Here is an 18,210-nt window from a genome sequence, read left to right as displayed (position 1 = left end):
ATAATGGATAATTGATAATGGATAATTGATAATGGATAATTGATAATTGATAATTACCTCAAAGAAAACTGTAACGGAATTGAATAGAAGGAAGTATCCTAGCACTTTTTTTCCCTTTGAAAGGGGAGGCTAATAAAGCTGAATTCTAATAAAGCTGAATTATTTAATTATTAATTATTCGGTAATAAATATTCGACATTTTCAGAAAAGAGGGAACAGGGAACATATAACAGGCAACAGTGAGAAGTAATTGAAAATTTATGGATAATAATTGATTTTATTTTTGATTTTTAGAGATGTCTATTGAGTAACAAATTTTAACTTCTGACTTCTAACTTCTGACTTCTGACTTCTTAAGTGGTTAGTCCGTAGTGAAAGGTACTATAATCTACCACAAATATTATATGTAGATTTGGAGGGGAGTCTCGGTGACTAAAACCCATTCATCCGATGCCACTCCTGAATATAGGTGGCAAGAAAATATAGAAAATAAATTTAACAGTAGTAAATGGAAGTCTAATTTGCTGCAACGTTTTACAGTAACCATAAGTTTACTTACTCTAACTGCTGGATGTATACCCACTCAAAAGTTTCAAAGCAAAATATCTCCCAACTTAGAGAAAAATTATATCTCAATTAATAATTGCGAGCTAACTTCCAGCAAAGAAAATAACTCCCAAATTTCTCTTGTTTCTCAAAATTCCAATTCTACTCAATGTGCTAGTATTGACCCTTTTAGTCAAGCAGTTAGGTTTGCTACAAAAGCCGCAAACTTAGCTCAGTCTGCGAGAACTAAACAACAGTGGGATAGAGTAGCACAAGAGTGGGTACAAGCAGTAGCTTGGATGCAAGCAGTACCGCCAGGAAACCCCAGACGTGCTTTTGCCGAAAGAAAGGTTGTTGAGTATATGAGAAACCTAGCTTATTCTCAACAACAAGCTGCTTCTGCTCCCTCTCAGTTTAACCCCGTTTCTTTCAATAGTAATATTCTAGATACCCAATTAGAACTTTATCTGTCTTACGTTGCCACTGTCGGTACGCCAGATGTATTAATTGTTGGGAGTTCCCGTGCTTTATATGGGGTTGCCCCCCAACAACTACAACAATATTTGATGGCTAAAGGTTATCCTCGGTTAAATATTTTTAACTTTGGTATTAACGGTGCTACTGCTCAAGTAGTAGACTTTCAACTACGACAACTTTTAAATTCTAACCAACTGCCAAAATTAATTATCTGGGCAGATGGAGTACGAGCATTTAATAGTGGGCGAGTAGATCGAACTTATAATTCTATTGTTGCTTCTGAGGGAAAAAGACTACTACTTTCTGGAGTTCGCCCCCAGTTACCTCCCGCTCAGTCTAACTTTGCTTCTACCTGTTATCAGTTTCCCCAACCTTTGAATATCTTTTCACCTACTCCCAACTTTCCTGGGGAGACAACAGAAGTTAATTATAGCACTATTCAACCAAATAACTATACAAAATATTCCTATAAACCCATAAAGCAAACTTCCTCAAACTCAACCCCCAATACCCAATACTCAACTCAACCCGTACAAACAGTAGCGATCGCCAATGCTGCTGATGCCATTGACGCAAATGGGTTTCTAGCAGTAGATGGGCAGTTTAACCCTTCCTATTATTATCAAAGAAAACCTTATGTAGCAGGAATTTACGATGGGGACTATGCTGGTTTTTATCTTGGAGGTACTCAGGCGACAGCATTAAATTCTGTTGTTAATTTTACTAAATCTCGAAATATTCCTTTAGTCTTTGTTAATTTACCTCTATCTGATAGTTATTTAGACTCTGTACGTTGGTCTGCAGAAGAAGAATTTCATCAGTGGATGCAACGTCGGGCGAGGGAAAATGGTTTTACATTCCTGAATTTTAATTTATATCAACCCCAACTAGCCAAAAATAAATATTTCTTCGACCCCAGTCATCTTAACCGTTATGGAGCAGGTGCAGTAGCTCGTTATCTTGCTGCTAGTGCTGGAATTTCTTGGCCACGTTGAGGAAGTCAGAAGTCATAAGTCATAAGTTAAATTTATAGTCCAGTAGTGGTGTGACACGCTTGAAATTTGGCAATAGTAGGGGCGGGTTCATCTTTCAAATTAATGATATCAACCTGAGATGATATAAACCCGCCCCCGCCCCAATGGAAGTCCACTTTCAAATTAATGATATCAACCTGAAATGATATAAACCCGCCCCCGCCCCAATGGAAGTCCACTAAATCAAATTGTCATTGCGACCAAAGAGAATAAATCTCCTAAACCCTTGATATTGCTTGCTTCCACTGCGTTAGAGTCGCTGCGGACTTCGGTAAGAAATGTCTATAAATATCCAGCAATTTCCGAGAATTTACGATCGCCTCTTCCACTTTGTTGCACTACCTCCAGAAATAAGTCAGCGATCGCACTGAGTTGATATGTTTCTACCAGAAATAACGTAAGTGATAACACAGATTTTAGCTACTGATTTTTGGGATTTAAGATTGATAAAAGCTTTTTTTAAATGCCAAATCCGCCGATAAAACACACTTTTTATTTTTGCTTGTAAAACTTTTATTTCTTATACTTTACCACTATAATAAAGCTCCTATTTTAGCCGGATTCGAGATAATAATAGCAGGAATATTTACCTATTCTCCTTGTGGCCATCAAATATCAATGTGACAATAAATTAACCAAAATCAAGCTATTATTTCCTCAGAAAAACGATTATTTGTGGTTGCATATACGGAGTAAATAACAAATCTGCTTTCCTATAAAGCGATGAAAGTCAAACATAGCAATGGTTAAACTGTTATTTCTGCAAGCTTCATCAAATTCGTGCAAATCTTTACCGTTTCTTTACCCATTAGCCTATCTAGGTCGATTATATTAGGGTTAATGAGACAAAAAACAAACATACACAGACAACAAATGAAAACAACTAAATTCTTAACTAGCGCATTCGTTTTAGGTTCCATCGCTTTAGGTACATTAGGTCAGGCAAAAGAAGCAGCAGCAGCCAATATTGTAAACACTTGGCAAGCATCAGAAGCTGTTTCAGACGAATATCATAGTGCTGACCATAATCATGCCTTTTGGATACCTGACCTGGACTCTGATTTTGATTTCGAGGGTGATGCTTTCTTCAATGAGTACGACGATGGCACAATTAATTTAATCGGTAACATTGGTGCAGGGAATAAAAAATTCGCAGTAGATGTTTGGTTCAACTCCCTGGGAAATTTACAAGAAGGACGAGCCATCGCTCCAAATCTTGCACCTAAACAAGAATTGAATCGGAATGACCCTTACAGCGTTGTAGATATTAATGATTGGAGTTATTACACAATTGACAGTAGTAAGTCTTTATTAACTGAAATAGGAGAATGGTATGGTAATAATAATTCTACAGATACATTTTTCCTAACAGACATGAGTGAAACAAACAAAGGTCAAATGGGTCTTGGAGCTAGTGGCAAGAATATAAACGAAGGCTTCTCTCACTGGTTTTGGCTCGAAGATACCAAAACCGGTCAGAGATTCGACGGTGATATCAACATTGACCTAGTTGCACTAGAAGAAGGAAGCGGTATTTTGAGTGAGGGTGAGAGTATTCCTGAACCTGCAACAATGAGTCTTCTAAGTCTGGGTTTATTGGGAACTGGAATGGGTGCATTAAAGCGCAAAAAATAGTAATTGACTCTCATTTTTACCACCCAAATGATGCAAACATTAGCATTCCATTCTCCCAATATTAGGGAACTTCTATCGCTTCTATCTCTAATCTGTTATTCAATTCAACTTCAACTCCACAGCACTTATCAGGGTTAACTACATTAATCGAATAATGATGAACATATCTTCTGAATGATTTCAGAATGATTAGAGAAATAGGAAAGCAAACTTGCTAAATAGTGGTATTATATCATGTTCATTAGTATCGGTATAAAAAAGCAGAGAAACCGGGTTTGTATCAAATGCCATGCAATACTAGCATTAACTTCCTACAAACCCGGTTTCTTATAACACTTCCATTGCAAGGCAATTTGATATTAGATCACATCCAGTTAAACAGTTGTCATTGCGACTAAAGGAAAGCAATCTCAAGGTTTGTGAGATTGCTTTTTTGTTGTTGTTTGTAGTATTGCTCTAGCCCCTTAAATTTCTCAGACTAGAGCAATACTACGAAACTAATTATAACTGTTCTACCCTTAGCGCAGCTCCCCCGGAGGAGGTACATGATATTACTTTTGACTTTTGATTTTGAATTTTGACTTAATAAAGGTTATTATGTAAATTGATAATTTTCTGAGTATTGTAATTATGACTCAATCAAATGATAGTGGAACAGTCGAACAGATTGTTAATACAGTAATGGGGGTGAAAACTGAAGATACAAACCAGTATCTAGACAAACAAACAATTTCTACAAAAGAGCTAGATTTAAAAGCACTTTCAATTTATAAATTAGGAACTATCCTGCAAATAGGAATAATTATTCTAGCTTTTTGGGGAATGGAAAAATTAGTAATTTTAGTTGATAATTACTCCTCCTTTCCCAATTGGTTAAGCACAGTATTTGCCGGACTATTTTTCACATTATTGAGTATTCGTTCCCGAATTTTTTCGCCATTAGACAATACCCGTACCAGCAGAACTTATGATAGTATTGTCAGACCAAAATGGGCACCTCCACCTTTAGCTTTTCCCATAGTTTGGATGACAATTGCAGTTTTACGAGTAATTTCTTCTCTATTAATTTGGCAGCAAATGAACCAACAATTTTTAGTGCTTCCTTTAATAGCTTTTGCAGTACATCTTGCTTTAGGAGATACTTGGAATACTATTTTTACTGTCGAACGGAGATTAGGAGCTGCTGTTCCAGTTGTTATTTTAGGTCCTTGGTTATCTGCCTTAATAGTTACTATATTTTACTGGCAAACTAATCCTATAGCTGGAATGATTTTAGCTCCTTCTTGTGTGTGGTTAACTGTAGCTGTTGTATTAGTATTTAGGATTTGGCAATTGAACGGTAAAGAGCCATTATATCCATTGAAATTAACAGTTAACTAAAAAATAGGCGTTGGTAATTGATAGGATGATGTTCTACTAGGGATGATACCCCTCACTTAGTCTGGTTAAATATTTAGAGATATCAGAAACAGATTATTCTTAAAGTTTTATCTTTTGATTTACCAACGCCAAAAAATAGTATTGTAGGGGTTTGGTCTCCAAACCCTGAAAACTTAAAATTGAAGCTGAAATTCAGTACAAATATTTTTTTAAATTAAACATCTCCGGAAAATAAATAAACCTTTTAGTTATATTAGCTAAAGAAAGAAAAAGTCACCAGAAAAAATCCTTTTTACTGCCTTTTTCGTAAAAATATCTTACCTGTTCCCAGTTAAGTGTTCCCTGTTCCCTACCCCTGCAAAAAATCTAGATCTTTTTCACGCCTAGGTCTATTAGATAAATTTATTATTCAAGAATAGGCATTTATATTTTGGTGCCCGAAGAAATGATTATTTAAGTAAACCTATCCGGATTAAAGATTTGATTGAAGTATTAGGAAAATATCAGGCTGAAATTAAAACAGATGTAGTTATATAATAGTTAATTATCTGTAAATTTAGGTTGTATTTGTAACTTTCCGGACATAGTAATATGAGTTATGTACTATTTAAAAAAGCAGCTCAATCCTTGAAAAATGAAACTAAAGAATTGAACAAATATAGACAGTTTCTAGAGAAATAATCTGATATAATTATACCTTTTTAATAACGTTATGACATAAGGCTGAATTCCTGAGTAAGCCTTTGCAAACTATAGCAATCCTCCGCATATTCGTGGCAAAAATCTTACTGCTTTTTAGGCAACAGGCAACAGGTAAGAGTTTCAAATTTTTTATTTACTTTTTAATTTATCACAACCTATTTAGGATTGCTATATCCCTTATAAGGAACTCCTGAAAACCTTGTGGGGAGGGTGGGGAGTCAGAATTTTGTCTCCAGTTCTCAAAAAAATGTATTTTTCAATAAATTTTTATCCAGAAAAAGCAGCTTCAAAACTTACACATAACTTGTCTATAATGTCTACATTTTATGTGAAGAAAAATGTTGATAAAGCATAGCTTTGCAAGGGGGGTTTTGGGGGATAAAACTATTCCATCTAGTCACATAAATCTTAGGTCAATTTTCAGAAAAGAGGTAGAGATGAAACAAACAACTCCAACAATTTTTTCCTCAACTACACAACCAAAAAATCATCGACAGCTAAAAATGAATATTAAGCAGGAAAAGCAAGCAAGGATTTTTTTCGACTTAGGAAAAGCTTTAGCAAAAAAGGGAGAATGGGAGGAGGCGATCGCTGCTTACCAAAAAGCAATTAAGTTAGATCCAGACTTGGAAGAGGTAAAACAGTATTTGGTAGATGCAGAAAATCATCTTCAGCAGCATCAAGAGGCTAATGAGAAGTTAAAAAAGGCAAGTCAGTTCGGGAAAATATTAACTATACAAGGGAAGTCAGATGTAGAAAAAATTGCTGCTAATAAAACAATTAAAGAAGACTCAAATTCAGCAAATAATTACCATTTACAAGGTGATGCTTTAGTCGAAAAGGGAGAGAAAGAAGAGGCAATAAAGGTGTATACAAAAGCGGTTGAGATTCAACCAGAATTATGGGAGGTGCATCATAAATTAGGTGATTTGTTGCAGGATAAAGAAGAGTTAGAAGCAGCGGTTTATGCTTATAATAAATCTATAGAATTAAAGTCAGATTTTTGTTGGTCTTATAATAATTTGGGAGATGTTTTAGTTAAGTTAGAAAAGTGGCAAGAGGCGCTTAGTGCTTATCGTCGAACTGTTGAATTGAATCCTGATTTTACTTGGGGTTATTATAAATTAGGAAATGTTTTGTTCGAGTTGGAGGACAAGGATGAAACAATTGAGGTTTATAAGAAGGTCTTAGAGTTAAAGTCTGGGTGGGTTGAAATAGAAGAGAAGTTGGCTGGTTTGTTGCAGGAAAAGCTTAAACAAAAAGGCAATGAAAACAATGGTCTAGTCGAGCAAAAAAATATAGATAACGAGCCTTGGCTAACTCCCCACAAGCAAGGAGATGAATTGAGAAAACAGGGTAAACTAGATGAAGCGATCGCTGCATATCGTCAGGCTATTGAAGTTAATCCTGGTTATACCAATTCTTATTATGAATTAGGTAAACTTTTACAGGAAAAAGGTAAATTAGAGGAGGCGATCGCTACCTATACTGAAGCTACTGAGCTAGCTCCTCAAGAGAGTTTATTTCACCATGCTTTGGCAAATTCTTTATTAGCTAATCATCAATTTGATGAGGCAGTTACTTTCTATAAAAATGCACTTAAACTTCAGCCTAATTCACCAGATACTTATAAAGAATTAGCAACAACTTTAGTTACAAGAATTGAGTTTGACTCAGATAGAGCTATTGATTTCTACCGTCAAGCAATCTTTCTGAATCCAGAAGATATAGAAAGTTTGAATTGCCTTAAAAAAATAGAACCTAATAATTCCGATATATATTTAGAATTAGCTCAATTTCTAGTTGAAGAAAATCATATAAAATCTGGTATTCATGCTTGTGAAATTGCTATTGATTTGCAAATTGAACATCCGCATCTTTCTAAATTATACAATTTTGCTTTAAGTAGAAAAGAAAAAGCAGATAATGATTTAGCTTTACAAGACCATTATAAAAAATTACAAGACTTTCCGGAAAATCCAGCAGTATACCTGGAATTAGGTAAAGCTTTAGTAGAACAAAATCGCATAGATAATGCTATTGTTTTCTATCAAATGGCTTTGCAAATTCAACCAGATTATGCGGAAATTTATTTTGAAATGGGCAATGCTTTAAAAGCTCAAGAAAATTTTTTCCAAGCTATAGAATGTTACCGGAAAGCTATTGAAATTAGACCAGATTATTGTTGGTATTATAATGGCTTGGGTGATATTTTGAAAAGTACCCTAGATTTTGATGAAGCGATAAATGCTTACCGTAAAGCTATAGAACTTGAGTCAAACTTTGCTGGATTTAATCATAATTTAGAGGCAGCTTTAAAGGAAAAAGAGCGTATTGATTCTATTAAAGATTTCTGTCAAGACTTTTCCCATCCCAGAAAAAGTAAAATAGAAGATGGTCAGTCTTTGAAAATCCTGATGGTAACATCTTACCCTCCTTATCCTCCTAATTCTGGGGCACCAATGCGGATGTTTGAAGAGATAAAATATTTGGGAAGTCGTCATCATTTAGTAGTTGTTTCCTTTATTTTTTCAGAAGAAGATTATGCCATTGAAACAGAATTAGCAAATTATTGCGATCGCGCAATTATGACTATGTTAGGCGCTCCCTATAGTGCTAGAAACCCCAACGATCCCAAACAAATATATCGCTGGCATACTTGGAATATGAGAAAAATTTTAGAGGAACTCAGAATAATTGATTTTGATGTTGTCTTATTTGATTTTATTTATCTGGCATCTTATGTAGATTTATTTGCAGATACTTATACTGTCTTACAAGAACACAATATAGAGTCTAATCTTTTGCAACAATGCGCCCTAGCTTCTAAAGAAACTTCTAATTTAGAAGAAATAGCAGCAGATGTGGATGCTGTCAAAGCTTTTTTAGATGCAGATAAAGAAGCTAAGTTATTACAGGACTATGAAAAGCGAAACTGGCCTAAGTTTGATTTAGTAACTTTAGTTAGTGAGTCTGACAGGAAACAACTGGAGGAGCGTTGCCCAACAGCCAAAACATTGGTAGTTGAAAATGGAACTGATACTATTGGCATTACTCCTGTCAATAATACTCAGGCAAGAAAAATGCTATTTATGGGGAATTTAGCATACTATCCGAATATAGATGGAGTAATGTTTTTTGTTGAGGAGATATTACCCAAAATTTGGGAACAAGACCCTGAATTAGTTTTCTGTGTTGCAGGCCGCGATCCAGGAAAACAAATACAGGAATTAGCAAAAGATCCTCGTATTGAGGTAGTTGCTAGTCCGAAAGATATGAGCGAGGTAGCAAAAGACTGTATGATGAGCGTCGTACCATTACGACTCGGAAGTGGAACTAGGTTAAAAGTATTGCATTCTATGGCAATGGGATTACCTGTTATATCTACCAGTCTGGGATGTGAAGGTTTATTAGTTACAGAGGAGGTTGATATTGCGATCGGGGATGACCCACAGAAGTTTGCTGATGGGGTTGTTAAAATGAGTAGGGATGGAGATTTTAGAGATCAGCTGCGTCTAAACGGGCTTGAGTTAGTTAAAAATAAGTATGATTGGAAGAGTATATTTAGCAATTTTGAAAAGAAATTGTTGTCTATGTAGTGTTTACTATAGCTTTGATACAAAATGATCATATCTCACAAATACAAATTCATATTTATCCACATTAATAAGTGTGGAGGTACCAGTATAACTAAGGCGTTGATTCCATATCTGGGAAAGAAAGACCTAATTCTTGGATGTTTACCTAAGTACGAAAAACTCTCAGAAGAGTATCTACAAAAACATCAAATTTATAAACATTCAACTGCTCCGGAAATCCGTAATTTCATTGGAGAAGATATATGGAATCAGTATTTCAAGTTCACCTTTACAAGAAATCCATGGTCTAAAATATTGTCAACTTACTTTTGGTTTCACAAGTATAAAAACTGGGGTCAAGGAGGCAAAGCAGATAAAATTCGTCAGTTACCAGACTTTAGTGCTTATGCAAAGTCTAAATATTTAGATGAAAAGTCTTGTTCCTTATTCATATTTGACGATAAAGGTAGTAATTTAATAAATTTTACTGGTAAACAAGAAAATTTAGATCGTGACTTTGCTTATGTTTGTGGAAAATTAGGGTTGCCACTTATTACTCTTAATAACGAAAATAATACACAACATTCTCATTACCAGAAATACTATGATGAAGAAGCCAAAATGATAGTTGCTAATAAGTATGCTGACGATATAAAATTTTTTAATTATGAATTTTAAAAAAATTAAAGCTGGGTGAGAATGCAAATAACAACTACTAAAAGTTAATTGATAAAACTATGAGTAAAAAAGATACTTTACTAGAAGACTTTCAGCAAGATTCTGCATTGGACTTATATTTGAAAAATGGTTTTCAAAATGTTCAAGGTTGGTGTAATCATCATGTATTTTCCTTTCTTAAGTATATATCTGATGTTCAAAAAGCTCGCCAAATTAAAGGAGGAGCTTGTGAAATAGGTATTCATCATGGAAAGTTATTTATTGGGTTGCATAATTTGACTACCGAAGATGAATCATCTTTAGCTATAGATATTTTTGACAATCAAAGTTTGAATATTGATAAATCTGGGAAGGGTAATTTAGAACAATTTAAAATAAATCTTAATTCTTTTGCTGCTCGACCAGAAAGTATAGAAGTGATGGAAAAAGATAGTATTACATTGTCAATTAAAGATTTATTGGATATAGAGTCTAGTTTGGGGAAATTTCGCTTTTTTAGTATTGATGGGGGACATACAGTACAACACACTATTAATGATTTTAAAGTAGCAGAACAACTTATTTGTAATGGAGGTTTGGTCATGGTTGATGACTATCTCAGCCAAAATTGGCCAGGAGTATCTGAAGGTATTGCCCGTTTATTTTTATTAGATTCCCCAAAACTTATTCCCTTTATGATTGGTGCTGGTAAATTAGTATTTACAACTATTTCATTTTATCAAGAATACTTTAAATTAACTGTAGATTGGCTAAAAAAGAGAAGTGGTAAGTATGGAAGTAAAATAGTCTTAATGTATGGTTATAATGTGGTTTCTTGGAGTCATAAAACCGGAAATTAATTGTTAAATTCCCCTGCTGTTATTAGAACAACATAAATTTAAGTAGAGCAAGCTAAACAAAAGAGGTTACATATTTAGCCCTGAAATGCCTTAAAAAATTGATATACCTGAATTTTGAGTGATTTACAATTTGATACATAACCCACAAAATTTACTACGCTCTACTTAACTCTTTTAAATGATTAGTAATATGATGTCCGTTGGTATTGTTTGTGTAAACCAGAGGGTGAATACCTACAGGAAATTTAACTTTTTTTCAGGCTTAAAAGCCTTCTGTTCTAGGCTAGGTAATCAAAGCATTCTTAGTTCTTCCTTATGATTTAGGATTGCTATATTTTCACATTATTATATACAGCAATTCCTCAATTTATACTCCCCGTAAAGTACATATTTAGCGGGGCAGATGCCCGCACTAAAATAATTTTACTATTTCCACATCGTAGATTATTTACCTGAAATATCCTGTATAACTAAAATAACTGTAAACATGGAAAATAAACAAATTATCGATGGAAAAGTTTTAGTGGGAACCCACCATAAAACTGGATCTGTATGGATGCGAAAAGTTTTTTTTAGAATTGCTAAAAAGCTTGATTTTGTTTATTATGGTGGCTCCCAGGATAGTCTACCAAAAAATAACTTTGACATTTTTTTTGACGATCATAGCCGATTTAAACTTGATTTATTACCACCATATCGGGGTTTACATCTAATCAGAGATCCAAGAGACATAATAATATCAGGATGTTTTTATCATCAAAAAGCAGATGAAAAATGGCTACATACCAAAAGAAAAGAATTTGGTGGATTAACATATCAAGAAAAAATTAATTCATACTCCTCTATTGATGAGCAAATTTTTTTTGAAATGGAACATACTGCTGCAATCACTATAAACGATATTAGAAAGTGGGATTATAACAACAGTAATTTTATAGAAATCAAGTATGAAAATTTGATTGAAGATAATAATCTTATATTATTCGAGCAAATATTTACGTTTCTAGGCTTTCCAGAAAGATTTATTTCAACTATTTTGGAAATAGCGTACCAAAATAGTATATTTTCTGGTCAAGTTAAAAAGTCTCTTCATGTGCGTTCTGGAAAAAAAAATCAATGGGAAGAATTTTTTAAAGATAAACATAAAAAGCGTTTTATAGAGTTATTTGGAGATACTCTGATAAAATTAGGATATAAATAGGTGTAAGCATTTCCTGCGGAATGCTGGGCAAACAGCCGTCAGCTAGCCTCTTGCCTCCTGTAGAGGAACTGCGCTTTCTCCTAGTCTTATTGCTGATACTGACCGCTAATAGCTGAATGCTTATAAATAGGATATAAACAATGGAATACTTGATAGTTGTTTAATGCTAAATATATTTTAGCTGAGAGTATTTTATCAACTAGTTTACTGATTCAATTATTCCTTTTTACAACTTATATAGAATCCGGTTGAATAGTAGTCCGCAGCCAAGATAGGAAGCAATCTCAGGGGTGTCGCGAGATTGCTTCCTTCCAATCCATTCCATTCGCTATTGAAAGCAGTTTTCAGGTTAATGAACCACATTAAAGAAATTATAACCCTGTAGGGAGGTTGCATGCAACCTCCCTACAGTGGTCTATCCAAATGAAAACTGCTGTAAGCACAGGGTATTATTGCTGATAGCTGAGGGCTAATAGCTGAATGCTTACAACTAGAAATTCCAATCACCTTTCCTTAGCTTATTATAGGATTTTTTGATATACTTATTGAAGTTTAGCTTTTGAGAACTGAAATTAACTTTGTATTGAAAATCTGGATTGAAAAAAGTTAAACCCAAATGATGTGCTACAGAAGAGTAGATAGGAGTTTGGTGAGCTATAAGTAATTCTTCAGAAGCTGGCTCTGTAATCGTGGAGATGTCAAGAAGTGATAAAATTTGTTTTGAAACTTCAAAGCCAATTAAATTAGAAGGATGTCTTTCTATATGAAAAAGATAATGGCGTTGATAATTATCTCTGATAAAACTTGAGAGTTTAATGTCTGTACTTTGCTCTTTTGATTCTAAAGTTTTTAAAGAAGAATAAACTTGATCGATCAAGAATTGTTTATCATAAAAATTAACATCATTTACTTCTTTTATTACTGTTTGTAATGGAGTATTCTTTTGAAAGTAATTAGCAAGGTTTTGATCTCCATGCCTAAACTCTGGATGCAGAGATGTATTTAGCTGAGGCCAATAACCATTAAAATATATATAAGGCAATGAAATACATCTACAGTTTTTAGGTAATCTTTTGATGATTGCTTCACTACTTTGTTCTCCATACTTATTTTCAGGAGTAGGTTGATATATAAAAAGCTGACATTGCTCTAAAATATCACTAGCAATAATTTCTTTATCTGCAATTGCTTTAAAATTGAAAGGGATTTTTATATACTGATATTTAGCAGAAAAGTCACTTGATAGTTGCAGGTTTTTATTAACAATCCATCGTTGATAATTACTGTATATAGTGTATCCTATTTTTTTCATAATTGATAATTATTTGATTAGTATTTTACTATAGTTTTTGTATGTATATTTTTCAAATCTATCAAGTCGAGAAATTTAGTGAAATTATAAGCATTAAAATTATAGCCCGCTTTAAGAGAATAAAACTTGAATTTTTCGACTAAGCTAGTTATGGATTTTCCCAAAAAATAATTAGTATAAGCCAAAGACTTTTGTAAATATTCAGTCATTAATTGATACTCTTCTGCTTGATAAAAGTTCCAAGCAAACCAGACTAAATTATGATAGAGCGATCGCTCTTTTTTACGACTTGCCTTTTCTGGTAATTCTGAATTACGAAATAAATTGTCTAATACACTTTCGGAAGCTTTCGCCATTGCTAATATATTTTCACTATCAACTTTTGGAGACTGATAACGTTCAACTGCAACCTGGTATGACCAATCACCAGAACAATTTATTAAAGCCAAACGAGATAGTAAGTCAATTTCTTGTGCATAATTTAATTCTGTTTTAAAACCTCCTACCCACTCTAACCATTCACGCTCAAACATCATTGCTCCCATATACAATTGCTTACAAACCAGGAAAGTTTCCCAATCTAACAACGGAAAATCATGCCAGGGTTCAACATCAGTCAGCATTTCTCCAAGTTCATTTACCCAACGGAAACCTGCACAAACCCATCCCAAAGATGGATTAGTATCAAAACAAGCTACTTGAGAAGCTAAGAGATGGGGGAGTAGGCGATCGCTACCATCCAAAAATACGATCAACCAACCTCGTGCCATATTAATTCCCTGATTACGAGCTACGGAAATTCCTTGATAATTTTGATAGCGCGTATACCGAATTTGACTTTTGTAGGGTTCTAATGCTTTACGAATGTTATCTGTTGAACCATCATCTACCACAATAATTTCGTAGTCATCATAGCTTTGCTTCATAATACTCTCTATAGTTTGAGAGATACTTTGACTACAATTGTAGGCATAAATAACTATACTTACTTGTGGTTTAGTCGTAACCTCCAGAGTTACTGAAGAACTTATAACTTCCCTGGCAAAATTAAGAATTTTTTGTGCATACAATGCTGGACTGTGTTCAGTTGCCAATATACCTCGACCATTTTCTCCCATTCTGGCAAAACTAGCAGGATCTGCAACAAAATTTTGTAGTTGTCGCTGAATATCTGCAATTTCGTGATCGTGATTGACAAAAGCTACAGCATTTTCTGGTATTTGAGCATACCAACCAATGCGAGTCACCAACGCAGGTAAACCATGACTCCAGATCCGGAGTTGACTTCCTGATGCTTCCCCACCAGTAGGATAGCGTAAATTAATTGCCAAGTCAGCATTAGCCAAAGCATTATCTAAGGTAGATTCAGTTACCCAACCATGCAATGTCACCCGCTCTTGGAGGTTGAAACGCTCAATTAAACCATCAAGATAATTTTTGTCCCAAACTTGCCCATAAATATCTAAGCGAAACAGAGACTTTTCTGGTAAAGTACCTAAAGCTTCAATTACTGATTGAACCCGACGATATGTGCCTCCTAAATAACCAAATATAATTAGTTGATAGGGTGGGCGTTGTCTGGAACTATTTTTAACAACAGGGGATATAGGTGTGGAGGGATAGGGTAAAGGAGCATAAAGAACAGGCCAGCGCTGTTCCTGTTGCACCATTGTAAATGGGTTGTGATTATGAAGTATTACTCCTAAAGAATTTTCGAGTGCTGCAAAAGTTAGGGGATATCGCTCAGAAACTACACTCCATGTTAAATTATGCCCAAATAATTTCTCAATATCTTGCTTGCAAAAAACACCGTAACATCTAACCATTAAGTCAATGTAAGCATCTTGCTGACTTCCCGGTTGCAAATACTCTGGAAATATTGTAGTGAAAAGGTAATGTAAATTTACATCATGGATAATGACGATACCTGGATATTGCTGACTAACTTTCCAGATAGAACCGTGAAATGCAGCATTATTACCAATGTTATAGAAATTAATATCAGCTTTTTTAATCTCAGTATCAGGCAATAGATCGGGGTGATAGTGACGGACTTCACCATATTTTGTTAGTTCTGGACTCCAATCATCTTTATCTGTCCACAGAACAATATCAGCATATTTTTGTAAATCTGCTAATATGCGATTTGTATAATGAGCAATATCAGTTTTTTCTGGTGGCAGGGGACAAAACCAGTTAATTCTCATCAGTAATATTAATCCTAGTAAACGTAATTTGCTAGTAACTTATAAATTGTTGATTCAGCTAATGATTTAACAAAATATTCTAAGGTTAATTTAGCTTTCATAGGATATTTTCGTAAGTATTCATGGGTATCCCGGATTAAACTCAAATCATTAGCTTTTTGCACTGCTTCATTTCGGTTGCTGAAATACATAGGATAATCCTTTCCTAAATACTCCTGAACTGCTGGAAGTGGATTAACTAATATTGGTGTATTTCTAACAATACATTCAATTATAACATTATTCGCACTAGCGTCATACAAATCTAGGTAAACAATGTTTTGTGTTAATAAATTATCATAGTCTTCATTTGCTAAATATTTTATAACCTCAACATCATTATTAGTTATAGATAAATTGAAGGTTTCTTTTTCTTTAGCAAACAAAGACTGAATTTGTAGATCGTCTTTGATTAAAATAGCCTTTTTTATCTGGCTCTGTGGCAAATAATAAATCGAATTTAACCTCCGGAGCCACCAACCTATTTGAATTATTTTTCGATTTTTATTCGATAAAAATTTATCAAAATCAAAAGTTTTCCCGGGTGTTTCTGTAGGGTGAAGTAATTTAATAATTGGTATATTCAACCTTTTTTTCAGCCAATGTTGATGATATTCTGATAAACAGAATAAACCGATACAATACTTAAGGCTTTCTTGCCATAACTCAGTAGCAAATATACTTTGGGGAGCTTGTTCGTACTCAAACCATTTAGGAACTCTAGGAGGAACATGGATAAATCCAATCCAAGGCTCTTGATATGGAGTAGGATTATTTTTAGCTTCTCCTGGACTACCACCCCAACAAAACTTTCTTTCTATAAAACCATCTAATAAAACCCCTTTTTGATGATGTAAAGGTTCTAAACTACGCAATACACCAGACCATCCAAATCTGTGAGTTCCGTATTGGCGTTTCCACGATAAGTCAATATTAATTCTTGGTGGGTAATTAGTCATAAAAACAAGGATTATAACGTCATGCAAAAACTCTTTTATAGACTGCGATTTTAATTAATTAGTCATAAAAAAATATTATTTTCTCTGGACAATACAAATCTATTTTTATCAGTATTTTTACTTTTTTCTGTTCCTGACTAGATATATCCGGAAATTAAATATTCTTTGGCGTAAATCTTTGAAAATATTCGCAGAAGTTATTTATTATTTACTTAATTGATAGATGTCTAATCAGAAATATCATGTTATAGTAAATAGAGTAATTTTAGTAATCTTTAATCATGGAATCATCTGTAAAAAAGACTAACAAAGTAGCAGAAAGTATAGAGCGGGGTAAAGAACTCAGACAGCAAGGTTTAGTTGAGAAAGCAATCTCTGAATTTGAGAGCGCCAGACAGCAAGCTCCTAAAAATTTAATGGCTTTAAACCAGCTAACTACTCTCTACACTATGCAAGAAAATTGGCAAGAAGTAGTTAACTGTTGTTATCAGATTATTTCTTTGCGCCCAAATAATGTAGGAGCATATTTGCGATTAGCAAATGCTTCGGCAAAACAAAATAATTTGTATGCTGCTGTAGGATATTTTCAGAAGGCAATACAATTAGAACCTACTAAGCTAAAACCTGGAGATTACAAAGAGTTAGGCGATATTTTGACTAGACTAGGTTCTTCAGAAATGCAAATAAATCAGACTAATGAGGCGATCGTAGCTTATCAAAAAGTAGTGGAGCTAAAGCCAGATCTACCTGCTCCAGTTCATATTAAGCTAGGTGATGCTATGCAAAAACAAAAAAGGTTTGTACAAGCGATCGCTTCTTACAAGAAAGCTTTGCAAGTAAAGCCAGACCTGAAAGAGATGGTATATATCAAGTTAGGTCAGGCACAAATGGAAGTTGCTTTGTTTGATGAGGCGATCGGTAGTTTTGAAAAAGCAGTAGAGCTAAAGCCCGATCTAGCCTCTGCTTTCCGAAATTTGGGTTATGCTTACCAACAAAAGGGTTTATTAGATAATGCTATTAATAATTATCAAAAGGCGATTAAACTTAACCCGGATGGACGTGGTTTATATATTCTCATGGGTGATGTTTTGACACAGCAAGGTCGCGTTCCTAAAGCTAATGAATATTACCAAAAAGCAGAATCAATGAAATAGCTGACTGAAAAGTTTCGATAAAAAATAGCGATCGCTCTGGTAAGACACTGGAGCGATCGCTTAAATTCTAAAACTAGAAAGTTCATATACAAGAGAAATATTTGATATCATGTCCGTTGATATCATTTGTGTAAAAGCTAAAGAAATATCTACTTTAGGTTTAAGGTTTTTACTTTTCTATTAGAAGTTCTAACTTCTGACTTGCCTTCACTATAGAACCCCTGAAGGGATCTATTAAAATTATAGATTGAGTGTAGAGGAGTGGGGGAGCAGAGGAGTAGGGGAGATGGTGAAACAAGAGGGCATTTTTTTACTTTTTTGCTATATTCTCTCACTCCTGACTCCTGACTCCTGACTCCTGAGCCAAAAACCCACATCTTTAGAAAGATACCAAATGGCTTCTATACGCAAGTCTTACGCTTGCCTCCGCCTCCGTTTTTTGTCTTGGACTGCTTCCCGGCGACCAATA

At 34.3% G+C, this 18,210-nt stretch carries 12 protein-coding genes; 8 read left to right on the top strand and 4 right to left on the bottom strand.

Annotated elements, in window-relative coordinates; all coding sequences use genetic code 11:
* The first annotated feature begins 428 nt into the window (after window positions 1-428).
* A complete protein-coding gene (locus ACP6PK_RS00125) occupies window positions 429-2,018 on the top strand; it encodes a hypothetical protein (RefSeq protein ID WP_426556711.1) in 1,590 nt (529 codons plus the stop codon).
* 321 nt (window positions 2,019-2,339) lie between these two features.
* On the opposite strand, the gene ACP6PK_RS00120 is transcribed toward ACP6PK_RS00125, so the two are convergent.
* The gene (locus ACP6PK_RS00120; protein ID WP_426556709.1) at window positions 2,340-2,468 is read right to left on the bottom strand and encodes a hypothetical protein; all 129 of its coding nucleotides are present in this window, start codon (window positions 2,466-2,468) and stop codon (window positions 2,340-2,342) included.
* A gap of 462 nt (window positions 2,469-2,930) precedes the next feature.
* Here ACP6PK_RS00120 and ACP6PK_RS00115 point away from each other — a divergent pair, with 462 nt between their 5' ends.
* The 6 genes from ACP6PK_RS00115 to ACP6PK_RS00090 all read left to right on the top strand — a co-directional run bounded on the left by ACP6PK_RS00115 (window position 2,931) and on the right by ACP6PK_RS00090 (window position 12,070).
* Entirely contained in the window at window positions 2,931-3,692 is a 762-nt protein-coding gene (locus tag ACP6PK_RS00115) for a PEP-CTERM sorting domain-containing protein (RefSeq protein WP_426556707.1), read from the top strand.
* A 630-nt stretch (window positions 3,693-4,322) separates the two neighbouring features.
* Window positions 4,323-5,072, top strand: coding sequence for a TspO/MBR family protein (locus ACP6PK_RS00110; RefSeq protein ID WP_094671655.1), 750 nt, complete (start codon window positions 4,323-4,325; stop codon window positions 5,070-5,072).
* Between the two features lie 1,139 nt (window positions 5,073-6,211).
* A complete protein-coding gene (locus tag ACP6PK_RS00105; RefSeq protein ID WP_426556705.1) occupies window positions 6,212-9,373 on the top strand; it encodes a tetratricopeptide repeat protein in 3,162 nt (1,053 codons plus the stop codon).
* Between the two features lie 24 nt (window positions 9,374-9,397).
* Window positions 9,398-10,030 carry a sulfotransferase family 2 domain-containing protein gene (locus ACP6PK_RS00100; protein WP_094671215.1) on the top strand — a complete coding sequence of 211 codons (633 nt, stop codon included), beginning with the start codon at window positions 9,398-9,400 and terminating at the stop codon, window positions 10,028-10,030.
* A gap of 59 nt (window positions 10,031-10,089) precedes the next feature.
* Complete coding sequence (locus tag ACP6PK_RS00095; protein ID WP_426556703.1) at window positions 10,090-10,869, top strand: class I SAM-dependent methyltransferase; 780 nt, start codon at window positions 10,090-10,092, stop codon at window positions 10,867-10,869.
* A 487-nt stretch (window positions 10,870-11,356) separates the two neighbouring features.
* Window positions 11,357-12,070 (top strand): sulfotransferase domain-containing protein, encoded by a 714-nt coding sequence (locus ACP6PK_RS00090; RefSeq protein ID WP_426556701.1) that lies wholly within the window; start codon window positions 11,357-11,359, stop codon window positions 12,068-12,070.
* A 490-nt stretch (window positions 12,071-12,560) separates the two neighbouring features.
* Here ACP6PK_RS00090 and ACP6PK_RS00085 read toward each other — a convergent pair whose 3' ends face one another.
* Genes ACP6PK_RS00085 through ACP6PK_RS00075 form a run of 3 tightly spaced genes read right to left on the bottom strand, consistent with a single transcriptional unit; the run spans window position 12,561 to window position 16,587 of the window.
* A complete protein-coding gene (locus tag ACP6PK_RS00085; RefSeq protein ID WP_426556699.1) occupies window positions 12,561-13,382 on the bottom strand; it encodes a WcbI family polysaccharide biosynthesis putative acetyltransferase in 822 nt (273 codons plus the stop codon).
* 17 nt (window positions 13,383-13,399) lie between these two features.
* Entirely contained in the window at window positions 13,400-15,589 is a 2,190-nt protein-coding gene (locus tag ACP6PK_RS00080; RefSeq protein ID WP_426556697.1) for a glycosyltransferase, read from the bottom strand.
* A 14-nt stretch (window positions 15,590-15,603) separates the two neighbouring features.
* On the bottom strand, window positions 15,604-16,587 hold the full coding sequence (locus ACP6PK_RS00075; RefSeq protein ID WP_094671840.1) for a hypothetical protein: 984 nt from the start codon (window positions 16,585-16,587) through the stop codon (window positions 15,604-15,606).
* Between the two features lie 281 nt (window positions 16,588-16,868).
* On the opposite strand from ACP6PK_RS00075, the gene ACP6PK_RS00070 reads away from it, so the two are divergent.
* Entirely contained in the window at window positions 16,869-17,741 is an 873-nt protein-coding gene (locus tag ACP6PK_RS00070) for a tetratricopeptide repeat protein (RefSeq protein ID WP_426556694.1), read from the top strand.
* Window positions 17,742-18,210: the final 469 nt, after the last annotated feature.

Origin of the sequence: Dapis hubbardiae BLCC-M172 (genome assembly GCF_050016015.1) — a bacterium.
Classification (GTDB): Bacteria; Cyanobacteriota; Cyanobacteriia; order Cyanobacteriales; family Microcoleaceae; genus Trichodesmium.
This window is presented reverse-complemented; position numbering and strand designations above follow the sequence as displayed.